Source organism: Flavobacterium sp. Root186 (genome assembly GCF_001428525.1).
Classification (GTDB): Bacteria; Bacteroidota; Bacteroidia; order Flavobacteriales; family Flavobacteriaceae; genus Flavobacterium.
In genome coordinates this window covers 1-24,497 of sequence record NZ_LMHW01000003.1, presented here as the reverse complement: position 1 = coordinate 24,497, position 24,497 = coordinate 1, and the positions used below count along the sequence as shown (strand labels likewise).

Here is a 24,497-nt window from a genome sequence, read left to right as displayed (position 1 = left end):
CAATTATGTCAATACACAATACTAATATTACATCAAAAAATTACAAAAAACTTTCGATTCAGGTTTCACTGAACGGATTCTCATTTTGTTGTTTTGATACATTAAATAATACGATTACTGCTTTTAATGAAGTTCAGTTTGATACTGCTCAAAAACAAAATAAAATTGAAGATTTATACACTTCAGCATTTAAAAATTATCCTGAATTAAAAGATACTTACGATGATATTTTAGTCATTCACAATAACAATCTTTCGACTTTTGTACCATCGCCATTATTTGACGAGGATTATTTAGGAAGTTATCTGCAGTACACTACAAAAGTATTTGAAACTGATTTTTTTACTTTCGATCAAATCACAAATTACGATATGCATTCGGTTTACATTCCGTACATTAATATCAATAATTTTTTAATTGACACCGTTGGTTCTTTTGACTACAAACACGTAAATAGTATTTTAGTCGAGAAAATTCTGGAAGGCTCAAAAAACAACGACGAGAAAAAAATGGTGGTTAATTTTAATCCGGAACATTTTGAAATTATCGTTGTACAAAATCAAAAGTTACTGTTATTCAATTCTTTTGAATATCAAACTCCTGAAGATTTTATTTATTACATTCTTTTTACAGCCGAGCAATTAAATTTAAATCCGGAAATTTTTCAATTGGAACTGCTTGGAACAATACACCAAAACGATCCGTTTTACGACATTGCTTATAAATATATTCGCAATATTTCTTTTCTGGACGTCAGCACTTTAAAAGAAAAAAACAACTACACAACAGCTCAGAATCAAAAACATTATATCTTATTTCAATCATGAGAATCATTTCAGGAAAATACAAAGGGCGTCGGATTTTTCCACCAAAAAACCTTCCTGTAAGACCTACGACTGATATGAGTAAAGAAGCATTGTTTAATGTTTTGAATAATCATTTTAGTTTTGACGGCTTAAAGGTTTTGGATTTATTTTCGGGAACCGGCAATATCAGTTATGAATTCGCTTCACGCGGAAGCGCTCCAATTACCTCAATCGACGGTGATTTTGGATGCGTTAAGTTTATCAAACAAGTTTCATCAGAATACGATTTTGACATTGCAGCCACTAAAAGTGACGTTTATAAGTTTCTGGAAAACTGCAAAACTTCGTATGATATTATTTTTGCCGATCCTCCTTACGGATTAGATCAGGCCGCTTTTGAGAAAATTGTTCTTACTGTTTTTGAAAAAGAACTGCTTTCGGAAGATGGAATGATGATTATCGAACATTCGAAATATACTAAAATGGATCATTTAAGTAATTTTTCATTTCAGAAAAGTTACGGCGGTTCATTTTTTAGTTTCTTCGAATTGAATTCTACCGATGATGATGAGGAACTTCCGGGTGAATCTCCATTAAAAATTGTTGAAGAAGACGAAGGATAATTTATATCAATTTTCAAATTTTTAAAATCCCAAATTCCAAACTTCAATTGGAATTTGGGATTTTCATTTTGGAATTTTTCATTTTATCGAATTCTATCTGAATTCTCATCAACATTTTTTTCCTTGAATTCAGTATTTTTAATTTTCCCAAAAGAATATTTAACCGAGATCGAAATCTCATGAGCATCAACCACATATCTTGCTCTTGAACTGGTATCATTAATCGTAAATTCTTCCGTTTCGACCACATTTTTAAATACATTATTACAGCTCAAAGTACAATTCCATTTTTTTAAGAATGTTTTAGAAAGTGCCATATCTACAACAAATCTGGGGTTTCTTTCAAAAACACCTTTCTTTTGTTCCGTTAATCCCCAAAAACTTAAAACGAAAGTATATTCTTTTGGAAGCTTAAATTCGTTGTTTGAGTAATAATATAAATACGGTTTTGAGTCTAAAAATTCAGCCGAAGGATCTTCTATCTTTTCGAAAATAAAAACCATCGAATTGGTTGTTGTCCAAAATTTATAGGTAAAAGGCAGTTCAAAATCAAGACTTAAACCCGATTCCTTATCAAAGTTTATATCTTTAAAAGTCATGATGTTTTGATTTTTATCATAAAGAAAACTATTATAAACCGGATTTTTATTTTGGTAATAACTTACTTTAACCGATTTGTCATTGTATTGAAAAGTTGACGAAATTTCATTATTAAATGTCGGTCCCAAATTGATATTACTGGCATATATAAAATACGGATTTATATAAACAGCAACATTACTTAACGAGGAATAATTGGGACGTGAAATGCTTTTGGCATAATTCAAACTAATATTTTTTGTGCTGTCTATTGCCATAGAAAACTGTACTTTCGGAAAAATATTGGTGTAATTTTTATCAATCAAAGGCGAAGCATCTGTTCTGTATTTTCCGCTTACATTTGTATTTTCAACCCGAAGTCCGGCAGAAAAACTGATCTTTTTAATTTTTCCCGAAAGCTGTGTATAAGCTGCTGAATTCTCTTCCTTAAAATCATAATTTAAAGCTGTATTTTCATTTTTTTCGAAATCAAAAATATCAGTATCTGATTTGGATTTTGCTGTAGAATAAAGTCCGCCGTATTCGAGATTCATTTCATTTTTAAACTTTTTCTCCAGATCTATTCTTCCCGAAAAAACATCAACATTAAACTTTTGATTTCGGTTTTGAGCCAGATCAAATTCAGTATCATTATAGTTATTTTCGACCATACTCCCTAAATTCTGCTGAAAATTAGAATATTGAAAACCTGTAAAAAGCTGTGTATTAATCGCTTTTATCTTTTTTGAATAATTCAGAAATGAGTTTACAAAATTCTTTTTACTCGAATTATCACTCCAGGTTAAAACATTGTTTTCAACGTTTTGATTTTTATTATACGTAAAGGTATCAATAGGAAAAGTGTCTGTACGAAGTCTGGAACTAACATTAAACGAAAAATAATCGTCATCATTTATTTTGTAAAACAAACCGCCGCCAAAAACATATTGTTTCCGTTTTGTAGTGGCCGATACATCATATTTAGATGCAATGTCAGCATCTTGAATTTGATAATCGATACTGTGACTTTCCCACGGATTGAGTCGGTTGCAATTAAAATTGGCTTTCCATTCGAATTTGTTTTTCTTAAAACTCGAATTAAATCCAAGGTAATTGTTGTAATTTTTCTTAAAAGAGGCAACTTCAGAAATTTCGGTTCTAAAACTATCTTTTTTGCTGAATTTTCGAGTTATTAAAATTACAGAACGACCTTCGGCTTCATATTTTGCAGATGGATTCTGGATGATTTCGATCGTTTTAATATCGGCGGGAACCAAAGCATTTACATCGTTTATTCCCACTTTTTGGTTGTCGATATAGATCAGCGGATTTCCTTTACCTACAACGGTAATATTTTCTTTGTCTGAACTAAGCTTAACGGTTGGCAGTTTTGCCAGTAAATCAACTGTATTTGGAATTGAATTATAAACCGAATTGGCAACATCAATTTTAATATTCCCGTTTGTATTGGTAAAAGTTTTTTTGTTTTGACTGATAACAACTTCCTCTAATTGCTGATTTGAAATGGAATCTTTTGGTGTTTCATTTTGAGCTTTTGCAGCAAATGAAAGACAAAAAAGTAAAAGCGCAACAAGAAGTTTTAACGGCAGATAAATATTCATTTTTTAAAGTTTTTTGTTTTGAGATGATGCAAAAATGCTTCTAAAAAAGTACTGCGAAGGTTAATTGAAGGTTAATGCGGAGTTAATGTCATTTTTGTTTCATAAAAGCATTATTTTTGGGTGGAGGAATAGACCACGGATTTTACGGATTAAACGGGTTTACGCTGGAAGGTTTGATTAAACAAAATCTTTGTAAATAGGCTTCATCCGTGCCATCAGTGTGCCATAACTTTCAAACTATGAAACAAAGAATCAATTTATTAATAGCATTTTCGGTTGTCGCGCTGATCGTTTTATCGACTGTGCAATGCTATTTGGTAAAAACCGCTTATGATTATAAAGTGGCGCAGTTTCATACACAGATTAAAAATGAAATCGCTCAGATTTCTAATAATTACAGCGATATTGATTCGGTTTTAGTTTCCAGAAAAGAAGCACTTTATACCCATTTATCCGAGAAATATATTCAGGGAAAAAAATCTAAAATTGACATTAAAAAAGGGATTTTAGAAAATGAATATCGAAGTGCATTAACGGCAGAAATTCAGCGAAAATTTGAAAGGGATTTACCTAATTTCAAAATTGATTTTGCGATTGTTCTCAACAAGTTTATTTTATACAAAAACACAAAAAAGGCTGATACTATTTTCTCTGAAAAACCTTTTATTCAAAACAAATTATACGGAAATCTGGCTTCGCTAAATCATGCTTTTTTGGTTCGAAATTATGTTGGAACTACAAACGGAACTTTTGAAAATCAGGAATATCAATTACTGACCGAAGATTCGATGTATGTTTCGGTTATCGACTGGGAAATGATTATTTTAAGGCGAATGACTTTTATTTTGATTTTGTCTTTATTCTCGATTCTTACGCTTATTACGCTTTTTGTAATTGCGCTTAAAGCTTTAATAAAACAGAAAAAAGTAAGCGATGTAAAAACTGATTTCATCAATAATATTACGCATGAACTCAAAACACCTTTGGCTACTTTAGGTATTTCGACCAGAATTCTGGAGCAGAAAAACATTCGTGAAAACGATGAAAATTTCAATGCAATTGTCAATACGATTTCTCGTCAAAACAATCGCCTTCAAAGCTTAATCGATCAGGTTGTGGCAAATTCTCTGGCAGAAAATGAAATTGAACTTCAGAAGGAAAAAATTGAAACAGAAGATTTTCTGAAGACGATCATAAATGATTTTAAAATTACTTTTCCAAAAATCAATCTTAAAACCGATTTTCAAACTCAAAAAACTATTTTAGTTCTTGATAAATTTCATTTAACAACGGCTCTTTTAAATGTTTTGGAAAATGCCGTAAAATATGGTTCGAACACAATTACAGTAAAAACAAAAATCGTAGAAAATCAGTTTTCTATTTGTTTTGAAGATGACGGAATAGGAATTGCAAAAAACAAACAATCACTTCTTTTTGAGAAATTTTACCGTGTAGAACAAGGAAATCTTCATAACACAAAAGGCTTAGGCTTAGGATTGTATTATGTTGATCAAATCGTAAAAGCACATCAGGGTTCTGTTAATGTGATTAGTGATTTAGGAAAAGGAACTCAGTTTACTATTTTATTAAAAGTTTAATTACCTTATTTTGAAAAAATTACTTTTAGCTGAAGACGATCATGATTTTGCAGCAATTTTAAAACAATATTTAGAGCTGCATCAATTTGAAGTAATCTGGGCAGAAAATGGAGAAATAGCTTTAAATTATTTTAAAAACCAGACTTTTGACATTTGTGTTTTTGATGTAATGATGCCCAAATTGGACGGATTTTCATTGGCCGAAAAAATAATTACAATCAATCCCGAAACTCCATTTATTTTTTTAACGGCAAGAAAGTTAAAAGAAGACAAAATCATTGGATTAAAGCTAGGCGCAGACGACTATATAGTGAAACCTTTTGAAGTCGACGAACTGGTGCTGCGTTTGCAGAATATATTGAATAGAATCGAGCAAAAGAAAAGCCTGGACGGAAACAATACCATTGAAATTGGTTCGTATATTTTTGATAACGAACGCTTAACACTTAATAATAAAAATCACGTGCAGCAGCTTACAGAGAAAGAAGCAGCTCTTATTGAGTATTTATATCTAAATCATAATCAGTTATTAAAGAGAGATGAAATCTTAATGTCTGTCTGGAAAAAAGACGATTATTTCTCAGGCCGAAGCATGGATGTTTTTATCAGCAGACTTAGAAAATATTTTAATTCAGATCCAAAAATCAGTATTGAAAGTGTTCGAAATATTGGTTTAGAATTTAAGATTCAAAAGTAACCCTGCAAATCATATAAGTTTCTTAAACAATTGTATAACAATAATTAATAGTTATGATTATACATTTGTTAGGAACTTAAAATCAAAAATCATGAACCTAAAAAGATTTTTCGGAGGATTATTGACTATCCTCGGAATTGTAGGACTTATTTATACTGCCGTTATTTTTGCAGGCACATCAGGCGAAACCAGAGATGTTAAATCATTAATTATTTACGGTATTTTAGGAATCGTTTTTTTTATGTCAGGAATCAGTCTGGTTCGTACAACAAAAGATGAATCTTAGAATATTATTTAACTAAAACGGCGGCAATCTTTTCGTAAAGAGGAGTTTTTACGCCGTATTTTTTTCCTTCGTTTACCACAAATTGTGTCAGCGACAGGGCTTCGGTATTTTTTCCTGCCAGTAAATCTCTGTGCATAGACGAAGTCGCTTCTTTTGGCGATTTTTCTAATTTTTGAATTGTCTGTGCTACAATATCATGCGGTAGTTTTAAACCTTTTGCCTGGGCCACATCTTCAATTTCATGAAGCAGTTCTATATAGGTTACTTTCGATTCTGAATTGCTTAAAATTTCACCAATATTTTGATTCAAATAAGATGTCGCCGAAGCCAGGGCAGATATAAAAATGAATTTTTCCCAAACGGTTTCGTCAATATTTTCGACTAAATAACTTTCGATTTTTGCTTTTTGAAAGATGTTTTGTAATTCTTCCATTTTTGAAAACGAAGCAGTTTTTGATCCAAAAAACAATTTTTCATAAAATCCGATTCTACGAATGGTTCCAGGTGAAAAAATCATCGAAACAATGTAAACGCAGCCTTGTAAAACTTCATTATCAGGTACTATTTTTTTAATTCTTTCCTGCGCGTCAACACCATTGTACAAGGGGAGAATTAAGGTTTCTTTTTTAATACAGCTTTTTAACGAAGTAAAACTTTCTTCAATATCATATGTTTTTGTTGCGCAGATTAAATAATCCAAAACACCAATTTCTGACGGATTATTCGAAACTAAATTCGGGTGAACAATCATTTCAGAATCATCAGTTACAATCTTTAATCCATTTTCGGCAATCGCTTTTTGAGTTTCGCCGCGTGCGATAAAAATGATTTCAACATCATTAGATTTTTGATAGGCTTTCGCCAAAAGTCCGCCGAAATAACCTCCAACGCCTCCAAGTCCTAAAATTCCAATTCTTTTCATAATAAATCTATTTAATGCCATAAATTAATGCCACAAAGGCGCTAAGTCACAAAGTTATTTTAATCTCGCAAAGTCGCTGAGACGCAAAGAAATTCACTAAGCTTTAAAAAACTTTGTGACTTCGCCGCTTTGCTAACAATTTTAAGCCAAAAAAGAAAAACAAAAACTTAGTGCCTTTGTGTCTTAGTGGCAAAACAAAATTATTCCTCTAAAACAGGATTCAAATCAAGTTCTGTAAAATCGTGTTCTGTTTTAGAAATTATAATCGTTGCGACTGTATTTCCAATCAAGTTTGTAATGGCTCTCGCCTCGCTCATAAATTTATCAACTCCTAATAAAAAAGCCAAACCTTCTACAGGAATTTTATGCAGCGCTGTTAAAGTTGATGCTAAAACAATAAATCCGCTTCCGGTTACTCCCGCTGCGCCTTTTGAAGTAATCATCAAAATCCCGATAACTGTCAGGATTTCGAAGAAACTCAAATGTACATCATACAACTGCGCCAAAAATATTACCGACATTGACAAATAAATCGAAGTTCCGTCGAGATTAAAGGAATATCCTGTTGGAATCACTAATCCCACAACCGATTTACTGCAGCCCATTCTTTCGAGTTTAACCATAATACTTGGCAGAGCTGCTTCTGAAGAGGAAGTTCCTAGAACCAGTAAAAGTTCTTCTTTGATGTATTTTAAAATCGAAAGTATACTTATTTTATAATAGCGCAGAATAGTTCCTAAAATTAGAAAAACAAACAATGCCATGGTGAGATAAACGCAGAGCATTAATTTCCCAAGTGGAATCAAGGTTTCTAATCCAAATTTTCCAATAGTATAGGCCATTCCTCCAAAAGCACCAATTGGAGCGAGGTACATTACATATTTTAAGCCGAGAAAAACGACTTTTGAAATTCGTTCTAAAACTAAAATGGTCTGCTCTCTTTTTTTATAAAAGTTCAACGCAATTCCGCAGACAATTGCTGCCAGTAAAACCTGCAGTGTAAAATTGGAAAAGAAAAACTGAAGCCACGAAAAATCTTTTGCACTTGAGTTTGTATATTGGCTTGCATCGCCAAGAGTCAATCCCGATTTGTCAATTTTTCCGGGCTGAAACAAATAAGCAACTGCAACACCAATTGCCAATGCAACGGTCGAAACTACTTCAAAATAGGCTAAAGCCTTAACTCCAATTCGCCCGACTTTTTTTAGATTTCCCATTCCGGAAATTCCTAAAACAATTGTCAAAAAGATAATTGGCCCAATAAATAGTTTGATAATATCAACAAATCTTTCGCCTACAATTTTCATTTTCACACCATTATCTGGTGAAAAATGTCCGAGTAAAACACCGGCAATAATGGCTATTAAAACCCAAAATGTCAGGTTGGTAATTATGGTTTTAAAAAGGCTTTTGCTCGCTTTTGAAGCAGGATTTGGAGTGGTTATATTCATGAAGATAGATTAGAGTCTTTCACAAATATATAAAAAAAGCAGACCTATAAGCCGGATTCTGTCCCTGATAAATCAAGGCCTTATCATTTATCTAGATTCCGCATTACTGCGGAACTCAAGCTACCTACCCTTCAACAACGGACGAGAAGCCCTTAAATGCTGATATACTTGGTATTTCACCGCATAGAGTTTACCTGGTTTCACTACAGCATTACCTGTACATACTTTCTGCTGCACTTGTCCTAATCCTCTCGTTCCAAAAAACGAGAGAACCGACGGGCGTTACCCGCTATGCTTCTCTGTGGTGTCCGGACTTTCCTCCCTCCCGACAAGTCGGGACGGCGATAAGGCGGTCTGCGCTGCAAAAGTAACACTTTATAGACTAACAATAATAATTTTAAATTTCTGATTTTCGCTGTGTTTTCGTAACATTTTAATTTTAAAATAGTTATCTTTAAAATTCCATAATTTTTAAATTCGGTCTATCATGAAAAGAATGTATCACTACGCAACTGTTTCAAAGGCTTTAGATCAATTGAATGAGAAAGGATTTACTTGTGATTTTAATCGAAATGCAGACGCGATTAAAAAGAATCCTGAGAAATTTGAAATTGTTCATGTGTATCGATACGAAGGGGAATCTGACCCAGGCGATGAGGCAGTTGTATACGGAATTAAGTCCGTTAACGGTAAAAAGGGCGTTTATGTAGCAGGTTTTTCCGCCGATTCAGATCAGGAAACTGCCAAATTCTTATTTGATTTAAGTATTAGGGGAAGGTAATTATGATTACATCCAGTTTTGTCATTTCGACGAAGTATTATTTGTGCAGAATTTCTAGTGCGATTTCTCTTCGTCGAAATGACATAAAACATGGAGAATTATTGCGGGTATTGCTTCGCTCCTCACAATGACTAACAAAAAAAGCCCATCATCAAAGACAGGCTTTTCAAAACAGTAAAATTACGCTGTTGGTATTTTTAATTTCCAGCCGGGCTGAATTAAGTCGGGGTTTGTAATTATATCTTTATTAGCTTCATAAATATCCTGCCAGGAAACTCCGTAGACTTTTCCAATCTTCGAAAGAGAATCTCCCACTTCAACCGTATATTCTCTTGAAACACCTTCTTCAACTTCAATATTCATAACCACATCTGCCGATCTAAAATCAGGGTCAATTTTATTGTAAGCGTTCCAAATTTTTTCTTTGTCTGCTGCAGATTTTGCTGTTCCGTCAATGTATAAAACATTATCCTGTTCTCTAACTTGTAAATTAGCTATTTGTAATTCGTCAGCTAAATTAGTTATTTCTCTGTATTTATCTTGTAAACTCATAACTGCTTATTTAATAGTTAATTTGTTATCAACTTTTTTAGGTTTTAATTCTTGTACTCTTTGAATTAAAGATTGCAGTTGATCTCTTTTAATTTCTCCCGAAAGAGTTACTACACCACCTACTACAGTTGCACTCACTCCATCATATGCTTTTACTACTTTAGCAACTGATGTATCTAAATCTGCATCTGAATTGATTATTACTGCCGCTGCCGCCGGTTCTACATTTGGTTCCGGAATCTGGCAGTTATTCACTACTGTTTTAACTCCTTTTACTGATTTAACAGATCTTTCAATATTTTTTTTGAAAGCTTCATCGTCACAAGTTCCCACGATAGTAGCAACACCTTCATGTACCGTAACGTGTATTCCTGGCGTATTGCTTAATTTTTCATTGATTTCTTTTTCTATATCTGCATCTTTAGGACTACAAGCCAATAGAGATGCAGCGAGTCCAATTCCGAATAAAATTGATTGAATTTTCATAATACATTACTTTAATAATTTAACTACCTAAAATTAAATAGATTAAAAACTAAAATATTATACGATGCACCTCAGGTTTTATATCTTTCCTATCACCATTACTAATACTTGTGCTGGAAAATCTGACATATTAGCCTGCTTTAATTACCTCTGAAAAAACATTTAAACAAGAGAAAGAAAATTAGAATTTGGATAATTATTACATTATTAGCCTGAATGTAATCTTGATTTTTAATGCTTTTACGGTATACATAAACATTTAATAGAAATGGAAGAATAATTAAAACAGATAGACAAGCAGAAAAAAGAAACTTAGATTTTGAAATACAAACAGCAAAAAACATATACCAAACAGAGCAATAAGCTGCTTCAAGAATAAGAAGTCTGGAAAAAAATTTAGATTTTATTCGTATTTTATTAACCTCCTTTTTGTCTTTCATTTTAATATACTCCATTATTTGTTTTTTATTAACTTGAGATATTCCAGTAACAAATCAGAAATTTTATCAAAGCCAGCCTGATAAACGTTTACAAAATAAACTTCGTTTTCCTGCATTCCGTTTTGAATTCCTTTTTTTGAAGCCTGAATATCTCCTTTTCTAACAATCAAAATTTTATAATAGTGATCATTATCTTTTAAAGTCAATTCATTAAAATCAGATATTTTGGGGTCATTGTAAATATTTTGCTGTCCAATGTCAGCTCCTAAATAACCTTGAAATTTTCCGAAATTATGATACGGATTATTGTTATCGAAGTTTCGATAGGTTTTTGTGTTTCCTTTTTCTAAAATAAATTCTTTGACTTTTTCAAAATCCTCTACCGAAAATTGATTTGTAATTTTCAAGAAATTAGTTTGACTGGAATTCATGGTTTGGGATGCAATTTTTATGGAACAGAATAATATCAGTAGAAAAATAATCTTTTTTGAAATACTTGAAGATTTCATGATTTGAGTTAAATATTATAGAGCTACAGTTTCAACTCCAACCGAAATTTTACTTTCTTTTAGAATCAAAATCAATTCTTCAACCTGAGCCATTGGCATTTTGACAGCTGTTTCTATTTCAGAATTTTCACAAGTTATAACTAAAACGGCTTCATTATCTTCTTCATAACCAACCGATTTAAACGAATATTGAGGAAGAATTAATTCTATTTCTTTTTTAGCATCTTTAAACCAGCCGTAATTGGCTTCATAAATAATTTTATTGGGCAAGAAGTCTATAATTTCTTCTCCGTATGTATTCCACAATGAAACTCTCAAAAGATAAAATCCTATAAGCCCAAATACACCAATTGCAATGAAATAACCTATATGCATTCCGCCTCCGCCTGCAATACTTAAAATAACTCCTAATACAGGAAAAACAAAAAAAGAGAAAGCAAGAAGAAACATTATTAACCTAATTATAAATGGTGATTTTTTTACTTTTAAGTTTAGAGTATTAAATTCCAGAGTGTATTGTTTCATATAGGTTTGCTTGATATTGATTAGGTTAGATATTTTTTCTGATGCTGAACATTTAAAATTTTACTTCCGTTGGATAACTAGAAGTTGGAAAGATTAAAGATTTTTGGTTTAAGCTCTCACAGATATTATTATACCTCTTAATATTAGTAAAAATTTGTTTTTCAATTTCTGCTAATTGACCACTAAGATCAATAACCTTTTCATCACTTTTCATTTTAAAATCCGATTCTAAATTAACTAAGATTCTAACTAAATAACTATTTAATTCGCCATTGGCTTGTTTTACTTTATTGACTGATTCTTTATCCAAAACATTATTGTCACATGTTGCTTTTAGCTTTCCAGCATTTATCACGGTTTTGTCCAGCTCTGATTTATTTATTTGTTTTGATATCCGAAGGTTATTGGCGAGTTTAAGAACTATTTCTGTTTTTTTAATGTAAGAGTCCTTAACACTTTTCCAACTTTTATCAATATCAGTTTGGGAAAAACAATTTAAGTTTAGAAGAATAAAAAATAATAGATAATACTTTTTCATAAAAAATGATCAATGGAACTTTTGTTCCGTATTTTAATTATTTAGAAATAATATCAAAAATGGTCTTTTGATTTAATCGCTTTGCCTGTAAAAATGGAATTCCGATAGGAAAACACCAAGCTGCCGCGAAATAAAAAAATTCTGGAATGCGAGTGTCATTTTGTAATAAAGTGATTTTTTTACCAACAAAATAGCTCACGTAAATGTAGCTGGCAAATACAATCAATGTGTATAAACTTCCAAGAGCTTCAAGAATAGCCCAAGTTGAATTTTCTAATAAGATTGGATTTTTGGTTATGTCCATTTCTAAACCTAATATGAACCTAATTAAACCGTAAGAAAACAATATCCAAAACGAAATATTAAAATACTTTTTATCTGATACTTCTCTTTCATCGATATGGTATACAACTCCCCAAACCCAAATAAAATATACAATTCCTACTATAGTCGCCGAAATTAAAAGTAATGGAAAGACAAATTCGAAATTGGCAAAAAAGCCTATAAAAGTTATTATTCCCGTAACTATTGCAGAAACAAAAGGTAAAATAATAAATAACAATATGAAGGTAACAGGCTGTAAAGAAAGAATTTTAGAGGTTATTTTTTCCATTTCAAAAAGAGGCTAGTTTATTTTAATGTGTTTTTGGTTATGGCTAAAATAATGCTTTTTTGATTTGAAACTTTAAATAATTTTTTAAAGACGGAATAAATAATTTTCTCAAAATAGTTCTATTCAATCACTTAAAAATCTTTCAATTTTTAAATTTTTAAATCATTAAATTATACTCTATATTTGCTATCGAATAAAAAAGAATATGGAACAATTTGTAGTATCGGCTCGTAAATACCGCCCGCAGACCTTTAAGGATGTTGTGGGGCAGAAAGCCATTACCAACACGTTGTTGAATGCTATTGAGAGCAATCACCTTGCTTCTGCCCTTTTATTCACCGGACCGCGTGGAGTTGGAAAAACCACCTGCGCACGTATTCTGGCTCGTAAAATAAATCAGCCCGGATATGATGATCCAAATGAAGATTTTGCTTTTAACGTTTTTGAGTTAGATGCTGCTTCAAACAACTCGGTTGATGATATTCGTAACCTTATCGATCAGGTTCGAATCCCGCCGCAAACCGGACAATACAAAGTATATATTATTGACGAGGTTCATATGTTGTCTTCGGCTGCTTTTAATGCTTTTCTTAAAACATTAGAAGAACCGCCAAAACATGCTATTTTTATTTTAGCAACAACAGAAAAACACAAAATTATTCCAACGATTTTATCTCGTTGTCAGATATTTGATTTCAAAAGAATTACGGTAAAAGATGCTAAGGAACATTTAGCAGAAGTTGCAACAAGTCAGGGAATCAATTTTGAAGATGATGCTTTGCACATTATTGCTCAAAAGGCTGATGGTGCAATGCGTGATGCTTTATCTATTTTTGACCGTGTAGTTTCGTATTGCGGAACCAACTTAACGCGTCAGGCTGTAACCGAAAATCTAAATGTTTTAGATTACGAAACGTATATCAGCGTTACAGATTTGATTCTGGAAAATAAAATCCCGGATCTTTTAATTGCCTACAACGACATCCTTTCTAAAGGTTTTGACGGACATCATTTTATTGCCGGATTAGCTTCTCATTTTAGAGATTTGTTAGTGAGCAAAACTCCTGCAACTATTGCTTTATTAGAAGTTGGTGAACAGGCGCAACAAATGTATGGCGTTCAGTCTCAAAAATGTTCTCAGGATTTTTTACTGAAAGGGATTGACATTGCAAACGACTGCGATTTAAAATACAAACTGAGTCAAAATCAGCGTCTTTTAGTCGAATTATGTTTGATGCAATTGGCCTCTATCAACTTTGATGGAGAAAAAAAAAAGTTGAGCAATTCATAATTCCGCCTACTTATTTTAAAAACGGTAGTTTTTCTATTGTTGAAGTCCCAAGCCTAAAGTCGAAAGTCGAAAGTCAAACTGAAACTTTAAAAACTGAAGAAAATGTCAATGTCAATCAAAATGACAATGGCAATGACAAACCTGCCGTAAATACTGCGAGTGAAATACCTGTTGCTGAAATTCCAAAAGTTCAAACTCCTGAAACTCCAAGAGCTGAAATAAGTGGAGAGCCTAAAGTTTCTGCATTTTCTTTAGCGAGTATTCGCAAGAAAAAAGAATTAGAACAGAGCAGTAAATCTTACGTTAAACCTACGTCTGTTTTACCTACTGAAGAGTTTACAGAAACGGAAATGTTAGTACAATGGAATAAATATGCAGAGCGTTTAGGTCAAAAAGGTTTAAAGATCATGGAGTCGATCTTATTAATCAACGATCCTGTTTTAAATGGAACCAACATCATTTACGAACTTCCAAACGAAGGTTCTAAGCTGGAATTCGAAAGTCAGATGAATGCGCTCTTAGGACATTTAAGAGGTCACCTGCACAATCATGATATCACAATTGAAGTAATTGTAAATGAAAAAGTTGAAGCTAAAAGAAGTTTCAACGATCAGGACAGATACAATCGTTTGCATGAAATCAATCCAAACATTGAACTTTTGCGTTCTACATTTGGATTGGATTTACCTACTTAATATTTTTTTAAGCCACTAATTACACGAATTCTTACTAATTTCTTTATGTTGAAATCGTAAAAAATAATTCGTGGAAATTCGTGTAATTAGTGGCAAAAATTTATTTATTTTTCAATCCTAAATTGTAGATTTTTTCGAGCCATTTTGCTCTTTGGAGATCGTGAGAGCCTTTTATGATTCCAATGTAACTTACTTTTACGGGTTTTACGCCACAGAATTCTAAAGTTGATTTTTTTAATTGATTCACACTTGGTCTTCCAAAAAACAAGCTGTAATACCAGCTTGGCTGATCAAGGGTTGTAATAATATGTGCTGTTTTACCTTTGAGTAATTTATCCCACCAAACTGAATTTTCTCTATATTGAAAAGCCATGCCGGGCAAAAATAACCGATCTATAAATCCTTTTGTTATTGCCGGAAGACCGCCCCACCAAACGGGGTGTATCCAAACCAAATGATCGGCTCGTTTGATTTTTTCCCAGGATTCTAATAAATCCGGTTCTAATTCTGTTCGTTTTTGGTAACCGAATTTCAAATTCGGACTAAAATTTAGAGAGGAAATTGTAATTGTTTCTACCATCGCTCCAGAAGCAAGTGCTCCTTTTTGATATTCATTAGCAATTGCAAAATTAAAGCTGTCGGGATTGGGGTGTCCGTTTATAATCAGTATTTTTTTCATATCAATCTTTTTTCAAAAATACTATTCGGATTATTTATTTTACTGGACAAATGTCCTGAAAAGCCACTTTTCTGATTCGGCTTAAATGTCTTGGCGTAATTCCTAAATAAGATGCTAAATATTGTAACGGAATTAATTGAATATATTTTTGATGATTTTGATAAAGCTCTTCATAACGCTGGGCTCCGGATAATTTCTGAAAAGAAACCATTCTTTTATGCAAATTTACAAACTCTAATTCTGTCAGCTTTCTTCCTGTTTCCTGCCAGTTAAAACCTGATTGATAGAGTTTTTCTAAACCTTTGCGATCTAAAATCTGCAGCTCCGTTTCGGCTAAAGCCTGAATGCTTTCTTCTGCTTTTTCTTCTGTTATAAAACTGGCGAATGACGCCATGAATTCATTTTCGAAAGCAAAACAATTGGTTATTTCATCACCTTTATGGTTTAAAAAAAAGGAACGTAAAATTCCTTTCTTTATAAATACAATTTCATTGCAAACCTGATTCTCACTCAACAAAAGCTCTCCTTTTTTCAGTGTACGAAAAGTTATTAAATCATCCAGAAGTGATAATTCATCTTCAGAGAAATCCTGAATAGACTGGAAAACAGCTCTCATTATAAATTAATTTAAAAAACATTGTCCCGAATTTCACAAATTTCCCCGAATTATTATCCTGCACGAGACATAAAAAATTCGTGCTTATTCGTGAATTGCTGCATCTGTTCGCTATCGTTTCGAGTCGTTGCAAAAAAATATTTCGTTTATGTTTGAATGTTAAATTTTACCGTAATACATTGCTTTTACAATTCCATCAGAAAGTCCAATTTTTGGAACATAAATCTGGCGAGCTCCGCTCCATTTCATTGCATTTAAATAAATGCGTGTTGCGTGGATAATAACGTCGGCACGGTCAGAGTTTAAGCCTAATTCGGCAATTCTTTGCTCGTAAGTCAATGAATTTAAAAAGGCATATTGTGAATTGATGTAAATGTATGAAAGTGGTTTTTCTTGTTGTTTTCCGGACATTTTAAACAACTTATTGATGTTTCCTCCAGAACCAATCAATGTAACTTCCTCATAATCTGCTGTATTGATTTTAATCCATTTTTCAATTTCATCCCAAACAACATCGTGAACCATATTATTTAGTAAACGAACAGTTCCGGCCTTAAAGGATCTTGAATTGATCATTTTTCCGTCAGAGAACAAAGTAAATTCGGTACTTCCACCTCCAACATCAACAAACAGATAGGTTTCATCAGTTTTTAGTAAATGATGTAAATCTGTAGAAGCAATAATTGCTGCCTCTTTTTTACCATCAATAATTTCGATTTTAATGTCGGCTTTTTTCTTGATTAAAGCCACAACTTCTTTGGCATTATAAGCTTCACGCATTGCAGAGGTTGCAAATGCCATATAACGTTCTACTTTATGTACTTTCATCAAAAGGTTAAATGCTTTCATGGCATCAACCATTCGATCTATATTTTCTTGTGAAATCTCTCCTACTGTAAAAGCATCTTGTCCCAAACGAATTGGCACACGAACAAGTGAACTTTTGTTAAACTGTGGTTCTTTTCCATCTTGTTCTACAACATTCGATATCAGAAGCCTCATGGCATTTGACCCAATATCTATTGCTGCAAATTTCTTTATATTAATCATGCTCACTCTATGATTTTGTAATTGAATTTTAAATTATTTAGTCGACTTTTTGAGGAACCTCTTCTTGTACCGCAATTTTATTTTGATAATATCTATAGGTTTCAAATTGTGCTCTAAATGGGGCATGATGATTTCTAGGCTTATATTTATTATCTAATTTATAGGAATGATATCTTACTTTTACGTTTCCTTTCCAGGCAATATTGAAATTGTCAATTAGTTCTTTTTTGATTTCGTGATCATAAACCGGACAGGTTACTTCTACTCTTCCGTCAAGGTTTCGGGTCATGAAATCAGCTGAAGAAATGTATACTTCGTTTAGACCTGCGTTTCCAAAAATGTAAACTCTCGTATGTTCCAGATAATTATCGACAATACTTATGGCTTCAATATTTTCGCTCATTCCCGGAATTCCCGGAATCAGACAGCAGATCCCTCTTACATTCAACTGAATTTTAACTCCGGCATTACTTGCTTCATATAATTTATCGATCATTTTAAAATCAGATAAACTATTCATTTTTAATTTGATAAATGTTTTTCTTCCGGCTAATGCGTGGAGAATTTCACGATCTATCAGTTTTATAAATTTTGTTCTTGTATAATGCGGCGAAACTATTAAGTGCTTGTATCTGTGAATTCTGTAATTGATATCAAAGAATTCGAATATTTTTGAAATATCTTTTAAAATTCCCTGATGACATGTAAAAAGTGTTACATCAGTATAAATTTTAGCTGTTGCTTCATTAAAATTCCCTGTTGAAATAAATCCGTAACGACGATTTTTTCCATCTTCGGTTCTTTCGATTACACATATTTTACTGTGTACTTTAAGACCTTTTATCCCGAAAATAAGTTCAATTCCTTCGGTCTGCATCTGCTCTGCATACGAAATATTCGAAGCTTCGTCAAAACGTGCCTGAAGTTCAATTTGAACGACTACTTTTTTTCCGTTTTTAGCGGCATTAATCAATGAACTAATAATTTGTGAGTTCTTCGCTAAACGGTATAAAGTAATTTTTATACTTGTCACTTTTGGATCTAAAGCGGCTTCTCGCAAAAATTTCGTCAAATACGAAAATGACTGATATGGAGCATGTAACAGGTAATCTTTTTTATTTATTTTTTCCAGAATACTTCCGTCAAGACTTAAACCCGGAACCGGTAAAGGTTCATTTGGTTTATAAAGTAAATCGTAACGGCCTAAGTTTGGAAAATCCATATAATCACGTCGGTTATGATATCTTCCTCCGGGAATTATACTATCTGTTTCTACGATTTTCATTTTATCTAAAAAGAAACGCAGCGTATCCTCTTCAATCAAACTGTCATAAATAAAACGAACCGGTTCTCCTATACGGCGGTCTTTTACAGATGTAGCAATTTTCTCAAGCATACTTTTACTCAAATCACTGTCGATATCTAACTGTGCATCACGTGTAATTTTGATCATATGTGCCGAAACACTTTTGTAATCGAATATATTAAAGATGTTTTTTAGTTTATAACGAATAACATCATCAATTAAAATCACATATTGTTTATCATCTTCAGAAGGAAGTACGACAAACCTGTTTATAGTTTTAGGAATTTCAATTAAAGCGTAACGAACCTCATCATTTTTTAATTCGAGACGAACGGCTAAATATCCTAAAGTATCTTTTAAAACCGGAAAAACAGCCAGGTCATTTAAGATAATAGTCACTAACTCCGGACTTAATTTTTGCATAAAAAAGTCCTTTAGAAAACATTCCTGTTTTGCTGTAATCTGATCTTCGTTTATAATGAATATATTTTCTGCTTCAAGTTCAGCTTCAATATTTCCCAGAATACGTAAGCTTTCTGATTGCTGCTGAATTACAATTTCTGTAATATCTTTAATTAATTGATGAGCAGAAACTCCGCCTAAATATTTTTCGCCTGAAATTCCGGAAAGACTCAATCTTCGAATTGCGGCATATCGAACTCTAAAAAACTCATCTAAATTGTTTGAAAAAATTCCAACAAAACGCAATCTGTCTAAAAGCGGAACCGTATTGTCTGCGGCTTCCTGAAGTACTCTTGCATTAAACGCTAACCAACTTTTCTCTCTATCGATATATTTCTGTTCGTACACTTGATTTATTTTAGGTCTTTGGGGAATAATGTTTTATTGGTTTTGCCTTTATTGATTGAATCCCAGCTTTCTGAATCAAACTGCAATGAAACAAAGCCTGAAGTTGGGACATTATCGATAAAAACATCCCCAAATTTATTAACAAAATTTGTAATAGCCTCGTTATGTCCAAAAAGAATAACGCTTTCTAAACTATTATCACATGATTTGATAACTTTTTCGAGTTGTTTGTCATCAAAAGTATATAGATCGTCTTTATAAATAATGCTTTCTATGGGGTATGAAATGTTTTGTGCAAAAATTAAAGCTGTTTCTGAAGCACGTGCGGCTGTACTGCTCCATATAATGTAAGTTTTAGGAAGATATTTTGAAATATTTATCGAAACTTCATGAGCATCTAAAATCCCTCTCTTCATTAAAGGTCTGTCGAAATCTTTTAGAGGAGCTTCCCAGCTTGATTTAGCATGACGTATTAAAATTAAATTTTTCATAAACAGGAGGTTTAAAAAAACGCAAAAATTGACTGCGATTTTATTTAAGTTCTAATTTACAAAAGATATTTTAATACTTCTCTTTTTTTTATTTCTGTTAACATTAAATAAAAATTTTAACAAGAATTAATAATCTTCAAAACTTTAACAATCCATTTTTTTTGATTTTTCTGATTCTAAAAAAATGTACTTCGTCTAGTAAAACTGCATTTAGTCGACATTTTGAAATTGACAATAAATTAACCAAATAATTGATTATTAACTATTTAACATCGACTAAGTAATATAGTTTTTATCAAAAAAGAAAGAAAAATCAGTAATAATTTTTTACCGTACAAGTTAAAAAAAACTTTTTTTGAGCCAATTTTTGATCAAAAAAGAGTAGTTAAACGAGTTTTTAGGTTAGTTACAGATAAAAAAAATCAATTAGAAAAACTCTAATATAATTTTGATTATGTTAAAATTTCAAGAATATCACAACTAAATTCTTTAAGTTATGAAAAGTAAATCTACTCTTAAAAAAGCCGTAAAATTTGTGAGCAATTGTAAGTATATTTTTTTACTATCTAAAAATATCTTTCAAAAAAGCATTTTTTCATTAACGCTCTTCCTGATCTCTACTATTTCATTTGCACAGTCGGGTGCATGTAAAACGACATTAGAAGTTGAGAAAAACAGAAACTATAGTAATGCTGGCGAAGATGGTGCTTATTTTACACTTGTTTTAACTAATGAAGGTAATTCGACAGATATCTACAATCTGAATGCCTTTAATGTAAATTCTAACTGCTCAAATAATGATGGAACCAGTACCACTGATAATGTTAATCTAAATAGTATTTTTTTGGATAACGATTCATCTCCGATAACTTCTATTACAGTTCCATCACATCAAACTGCATTTTTTTCAATTCATCTGACAGTTCCACAAGGCACGTCATTTAACAAATGGAATTGCACGCAAATAAACGCTGTGTCTACAAACTGCTCTAACTACACAGTTAACACTGTGGTACATACGATTGTAAATAATCCTTCTGAAAATTAAATATTCTGAAAAAATATTTAGCTGTTTTTCAATTTAAACTTGCATAAAATGAAAAAAACTTTACACTCTTTCAAGTTTACAAAAAAGATTAACAAAACATTTTATCATCTGTTGTTGTTTTTACTTTTTTCCATAATAGGCTTTGCACAAACCATTACACCAACAAAAATTGTAACTGTAGCTCCGGGAGTCTGCGGTGCATTAGATGTCGAATTAAAAATTCAGGGATCAAATCCAGTGGCAAGACCTTTAGAAGTTGTTTTAGTAATTGACGTATCAGGAAGTATGGGAGACGGGAGCAATCCTAAACCATTATCCCGGGCGCAAGATGCTGCTATTGATTTTATCAACAAAATGTTTTTACCTGCAAATAATATAACAAACAAAAACAGAGTAGCTATTGTAACTTATGGTAGTACAGCATCAATACGAAGAAATTTAACCCTTGCTTCAGGACAGGCAGATTTAATATCTGTTATTAATGGACTTTCTGCAAATGGAAGTACTAATATCCAAGATGGTCTTGTAAAAGCAAAAACAGTTTTAGACGGGGCTACTTATGACTGCGCCACTGCCAGAAGTATTGTTTTATTAACTGATGGAGTTGCTAACGCAACAGGAACCAATGGCTCAAGCTGCTCTGATGGCCAGCAGGGAACATGTATTCAAAGTGCTATAACGGCTGCGACGGCTGCAAAAACGGTGACTGTTTCTGGTACGAGCTATAATAATCAAATTTTTTCTGTTGGTTTGTTTGGTGCTATTTCCGGCAGCGAACAGACTAATGCGCAATATGCCTTAAATCAGATTCAGTCTGGAGGTTCCTTTTTTACAGAAAATGCAGCTGATTTAACGGGGATTTATAGCCAGATTTTCACTCAATTATCTTGGGTTGCAAAACAAATACCCGCCACAGCTTTTGAAAAAGAGACCGTTGACAGTAATTTTATAATTGGAACGGTTACACCATCAAAAGGTACGGTAACAATTGTGGGGCAACAGATCAATTGGAACATTGACTTTTTGAATGTAGAAACTATCACTTTAAAATACCGATTAACTCCAAAACCAAATACTTGCGGAAATCAATTAGTAAGCACATCAAGACTAGATTTTCAAAATGCTGCTTGTGTCACCACATTTCAGAATATAACTTCGCCTACTACTAATGTGCCTTGTCCAATTATAACATTGGCATCGCAAACAAATGTAACCTGTTTTGGAGGAAGTAACGGGGCTATTACCTTAAACACTCCTACGGGCGGACAAGCTCCTTATACTTATAAATGGACGAAAAATAATGTTGATTTTGCTACTACAAAAGATTTAGCAAATTTAAGTTTTGGAACTTATAAAGTAACAGCTACAGATAATAATGGATGTGCGACAGGAATTTTGACCGTTGAAATAATACAACCTAGTGCGCCGCTGGTTCTTGCTGCTTCTTCTAAAACTGATGTTTCTTGTTTTGGAAAAAGTACTGGAACTGTGAATGCTGGAACAGTAACCAATTCCGTTGGAACTGTAACTTATTCATGGATCAACTCTTCAAACGCTGTTGTCGGAACTACAGCTTCTGTATCAAATCTTCCGGCAGGAACTTATACTTTGACGGTTTCTGATGATTGTTCTTCTCAATCAAATTCCGTTACGATTACCCAGCCAAGTGTCGCTTTAGCACTTTCCGCTTCATCCAAAACTGATGTTTCTTGTTTTGGAGAAAGTACTGGAACTGTGAATGCAGGTGCGGTAACCAATGCTGTTGGAACTATAAATTACTCATGGACAAACTCTTCAAACGCTGTTATGGGAACTACAACTTCTGTATCAAATCTTCCGGCAGGAACTTATACTTTGACAGTTTCTGACAGCTGTTCTTCACAATCAAATTCAGTTACTATTACGCAGCCAAGTGCATCTTTAGCTTTAGGAAACTCTTCTAAAACTGATGTAACTTGTTATAACGCAAGTACTGGAACGGTAACTGCGGGAACGGTAAGTAATGCTGTTGGAACTGTAACTTACTCATGGGCAAACTCTTCAAACGCTGTTGTCGGAACTACAGCTTCTGTATCCAATCTTCCGGCAGGAACTTATACATTAACAGTTTCTGATGATTGTTCATCTCAATCAAATTCAGTTACGATTACTCAGCCAAGTGCCGCTTTAGCACTTTCTGCTTCATTCAAAACTGATATAGCTTGTTATAACGCAAGTACTGGAACTGTGACTGCGGGAACGGTAANATTGTTCATCTCAATCAAATTCAGTTACGATTACTCAGCCAAGTGCCGCTTTAGCACTTTCTGCTTCATTCAAAACTGATATAGCTTGTTATAACGCAAGTACTGGAACTGTGACTGCGGGAACGGTAAGTAATGCTGTTGGAACTATAAATTACTCATGGACAGACTCTTCAAACGCATCAGTTGGAACTACAGCTTCTGTATCAAATCTTTCAGCAGGAACTTATACATTAACAGTTTCTGATGATTGTTCATCTCAATCAAATTCAGTTACGATTACTCAGCCAAGTGCCGCTTTAGCACTTTCTGCTTCATATTGTTCATCTCAATCAAATTCAGTTACGATTACTCAGCCAAGTGCCGCTTTAGCACTTTCTGCTTCATTCAAAACTGATATAGCTTGTTATAACGCAAGTACTGGAACTGTGACTGCGGGAACGGTAACCAATTCCGTTGGAACTATAAATTATTCATGGACAAACTCTTCAAACACTGTTGTGGGAACTACAGCTTCTGTATCAAATCTTTCAGCAGGAACTTATACATTAACAGTTTCTGATGATTGTTCATCTCAATCAAATTCAGTTACCATTACCCAGCCAAGTGAAGCTTTAGCACTTTCTGCTTCATTCAAAACTGATGTTTCTTGTTTTGGAGAAAGTACTGGAACTGTGAATGCAGGCGCGGTAACCAATTCCGTTGGAACTATAAATTATTCATGGACAAACTCTTCAAATGCTATTGTCGGAACTACAGCTTCTGTATCAAATCTTCCGGCAGAAACTTATACTTTGACGGTTTCTGATAATTGTTCTTCTCAATCGAATTCTGTTACCATTACTCAGCCAAATGCCGCTTTAGCTTTAGGAAATTCTTCTAAAACCGATATTTCTTGTTTTGGAGAAAGTACTGGAACTGTGACTGCTGGAACGGTAACCAATTCCGTTGGAACTATAAATTATTCATGGATCAACTCTTCAAACGCTGTTGTGGGAACTACAGCTTCTGTATCAAATCTTCCGGCAGGAACTTATATTTTGACTGTTTCTGACAGCTGTTCTTCACAATCAAATTCAGTTACTATTACGCAGCCAAGTGCCGCTTTAGCTTTAGGAAACTCTTCTAAAACTGATGTAACTTGTTATAACGCAAGTACTGGAACGGTAACTGCGGGAACGGTAAGTAATGCTGTTGGAACAGTAACTTACTCATGGGCAAACTCTTCAAACGCTGTTGT

23 protein-coding genes, 1 other RNA gene and 2 pseudogenes are annotated in these 24,497 nt (G+C 33.0%); 11 read left to right on the top strand and 15 right to left on the bottom strand.

The features are described from left to right. Positions 1-5: 5 nt before the first annotated feature. Entirely contained in the window at positions 6-827 is an 822-nt protein-coding gene (locus ASD98_RS02910; RefSeq protein WP_056199985.1) for a DUF3822 family protein, read from the top strand. After that, a complete protein-coding gene (locus ASD98_RS02905; RefSeq protein ID WP_053470668.1) occupies positions 824-1,429 on the top strand; it encodes an RsmD family RNA methyltransferase in 606 nt (201 codons plus the stop codon). Before ASD98_RS02910 ends, ASD98_RS02905 begins: the two co-directional genes overlap by 4 nt. Positions 1,430-1,512: 83 nt before the next feature. Here ASD98_RS02905 and ASD98_RS02900 read toward each other — a convergent pair whose 3' ends face one another. Further along, a complete protein-coding gene (locus tag ASD98_RS02900; protein ID WP_056199982.1) occupies positions 1,513-3,630 on the bottom strand; it encodes an outer membrane beta-barrel family protein in 2,118 nt (705 codons plus the stop codon). 239 nt (positions 3,631-3,869) lie between these two features. Between ASD98_RS02900 and ASD98_RS02895 the strand changes: the two genes are divergently transcribed. The 3 genes from ASD98_RS02895 (at position 3,870) to ASD98_RS02885 (ending at position 6,211) form a co-directional block, all read left to right on the top strand. Next, a complete protein-coding gene (locus ASD98_RS02895; RefSeq protein ID WP_056199979.1) occupies positions 3,870-5,228 on the top strand; it encodes a sensor histidine kinase KdpD in 1,359 nt (452 codons plus the stop codon). A gap of 10 nt (positions 5,229-5,238) precedes the next feature. Next, the gene (locus ASD98_RS02890) at positions 5,239-5,925 is read left to right on the top strand and encodes a response regulator transcription factor (RefSeq protein ID WP_056199976.1); all 687 of its coding nucleotides are present in this window, start codon (positions 5,239-5,241) and stop codon (positions 5,923-5,925) included. Positions 5,926-6,016: 91 nt separating this feature from the next. Further along, positions 6,017-6,211 carry a hypothetical protein gene (locus ASD98_RS02885; protein ID WP_056199974.1) on the top strand — a complete coding sequence of 65 codons (195 nt, stop codon included), beginning with the start codon at positions 6,017-6,019 and terminating at the stop codon, positions 6,209-6,211. Between the two features lie 4 nt (positions 6,212-6,215). Here the strand turns inward: ASD98_RS02885 and ASD98_RS02880 are convergent, their stop codons facing one another. The 3 genes from ASD98_RS02880 to rnpB all read right to left on the bottom strand — a co-directional run bounded on the left by ASD98_RS02880 (position 6,216) and on the right by rnpB (position 8,945). Further along, positions 6,216-7,133 (bottom strand): ketopantoate reductase family protein, encoded by a 918-nt coding sequence (locus tag ASD98_RS02880; protein WP_056200086.1) that lies wholly within the window; start codon positions 7,131-7,133, stop codon positions 6,216-6,218. 200 nt (positions 7,134-7,333) lie between these two features. Then, positions 7,334-8,584 (bottom strand): cation:dicarboxylate symporter family transporter, encoded by a 1,251-nt coding sequence (locus ASD98_RS02875; RefSeq protein ID WP_056199971.1) that lies wholly within the window; start codon positions 8,582-8,584, stop codon positions 7,334-7,336. 31 nt (positions 8,585-8,615) lie between these two features. After that, positions 8,616-8,945, bottom strand: an RNA gene (rnpB, locus tag ASD98_RS03095) — RNase P RNA component class A. Positions 8,946-9,071: 126 nt separating this feature from the next. Between rnpB and ASD98_RS02870 the strand changes: the two genes are divergently transcribed. After that, positions 9,072-9,365, top strand: a complete 294-nt coding sequence (locus ASD98_RS02870; protein ID WP_053470661.1) for a hypothetical protein — start codon at positions 9,072-9,074, stop codon at positions 9,363-9,365. A 180-nt stretch (positions 9,366-9,545) separates the two neighbouring features. Here ASD98_RS02870 and ASD98_RS02865 read toward each other — a convergent pair whose 3' ends face one another. From ASD98_RS02865 to ASD98_RS02835, 6 genes are all read right to left on the bottom strand, one after another. Next, positions 9,546-9,917, bottom strand: a complete 372-nt coding sequence (locus ASD98_RS02865) for a LysM peptidoglycan-binding domain-containing protein (RefSeq protein WP_056199968.1) — start codon at positions 9,915-9,917, stop codon at positions 9,546-9,548. Positions 9,918-9,923: 6 nt separating this feature from the next. Then, positions 9,924-10,403 (bottom strand): BON domain-containing protein, encoded by a 480-nt coding sequence (locus ASD98_RS02860; protein WP_056199965.1) that lies wholly within the window; start codon positions 10,401-10,403, stop codon positions 9,924-9,926. Positions 10,404-10,857: 454 nt separating this feature from the next. Then, positions 10,858-11,274, bottom strand: a complete 417-nt coding sequence (locus ASD98_RS02850) for a hypothetical protein (protein WP_056199959.1) — start codon at positions 11,272-11,274, stop codon at positions 10,858-10,860. A 93-nt stretch (positions 11,275-11,367) separates the two neighbouring features. Beyond that, the gene (locus ASD98_RS02845; RefSeq protein WP_128414774.1) at positions 11,368-11,877 is read right to left on the bottom strand and encodes a hypothetical protein; all 510 of its coding nucleotides are present in this window, start codon (positions 11,875-11,877) and stop codon (positions 11,368-11,370) included. Between the two features lie 52 nt (positions 11,878-11,929). Beyond that, positions 11,930-12,415 carry a LemA family protein gene (locus ASD98_RS02840; RefSeq protein WP_056199953.1) on the bottom strand — a complete coding sequence of 162 codons (486 nt, stop codon included), beginning with the start codon at positions 12,413-12,415 and terminating at the stop codon, positions 11,930-11,932. A 37-nt stretch (positions 12,416-12,452) separates the two neighbouring features. Next, on the bottom strand, positions 12,453-13,028 hold the full coding sequence (locus tag ASD98_RS02835) for a hypothetical protein (protein ID WP_056199950.1): 576 nt from the start codon (positions 13,026-13,028) through the stop codon (positions 12,453-12,455). Between the two features lie 205 nt (positions 13,029-13,233). Between ASD98_RS02835 and dnaX the strand changes: the two genes are divergently transcribed. Continuing rightward, the gene (gene dnaX / locus ASD98_RS02830; protein WP_056199948.1) at positions 13,234-14,319 is read left to right on the top strand and encodes a DNA polymerase III subunit gamma/tau; all 1,086 of its coding nucleotides are present in this window, start codon (positions 13,234-13,236) and stop codon (positions 14,317-14,319) included. 350 nt (positions 14,320-14,669) lie between these two features. After that, positions 14,670-15,014 carry a DNA polymerase III gene (locus ASD98_RS02825; protein ID WP_082577782.1) on the top strand — a complete coding sequence of 115 codons (345 nt, stop codon included), beginning with the start codon at positions 14,670-14,672 and terminating at the stop codon, positions 15,012-15,014. A gap of 100 nt (positions 15,015-15,114) precedes the next feature. Here ASD98_RS02825 and ASD98_RS02820 read toward each other — a convergent pair whose 3' ends face one another. The 5 genes from ASD98_RS02820 to ASD98_RS02800 all read right to left on the bottom strand — a co-directional run bounded on the left by ASD98_RS02820 (position 15,115) and on the right by ASD98_RS02800 (position 19,966). Continuing rightward, a complete protein-coding gene (locus ASD98_RS02820) occupies positions 15,115-15,693 on the bottom strand; it encodes an NAD(P)H-dependent oxidoreductase (protein ID WP_056199941.1) in 579 nt (192 codons plus the stop codon). 34 nt (positions 15,694-15,727) lie between these two features. Further along, a complete protein-coding gene (locus ASD98_RS02815) occupies positions 15,728-16,309 on the bottom strand; it encodes a Crp/Fnr family transcriptional regulator (RefSeq protein ID WP_056199938.1) in 582 nt (193 codons plus the stop codon). 159 nt (positions 16,310-16,468) lie between these two features. Further along, entirely contained in the window at positions 16,469-17,359 is an 891-nt protein-coding gene (locus ASD98_RS02810; RefSeq protein ID WP_056199935.1) for a Ppx/GppA phosphatase family protein, read from the bottom strand. Between the two features lie 37 nt (positions 17,360-17,396). Further along, positions 17,397-19,475 (bottom strand): polyphosphate kinase 1, encoded by a 2,079-nt coding sequence (gene ppk1 / locus ASD98_RS02805; RefSeq protein WP_056199931.1) that lies wholly within the window; start codon positions 19,473-19,475, stop codon positions 17,397-17,399. Positions 19,476-19,480: 5 nt separating this feature from the next. Next, a complete protein-coding gene (locus tag ASD98_RS02800) occupies positions 19,481-19,966 on the bottom strand; it encodes a histidine phosphatase family protein (RefSeq protein ID WP_056199928.1) in 486 nt (161 codons plus the stop codon). Between the two features lie 496 nt (positions 19,967-20,462). Between ASD98_RS02800 and ASD98_RS02795 the strand changes: the two genes are divergently transcribed. The 3 genes and pseudogenes from ASD98_RS02795 to ASD98_RS24540 all read left to right on the top strand — a co-directional run. Then, positions 20,463-21,014 (top strand): hypothetical protein, encoded by a 552-nt coding sequence (locus ASD98_RS02795; RefSeq protein ID WP_056199925.1) that lies wholly within the window; start codon positions 20,463-20,465, stop codon positions 21,012-21,014. A 48-nt stretch (positions 21,015-21,062) separates the two neighbouring features. Next, positions 21,063-23,259 (top strand): annotated as a pseudogene (locus tag ASD98_RS24545) (VWA domain-containing protein); the annotation flags it as partial. A 111-nt stretch (positions 23,260-23,370) separates the two neighbouring features. Further along, a pseudogene (locus ASD98_RS24540) lies at positions 23,371-24,497 on the top strand (hypothetical protein); the annotation flags it as partial.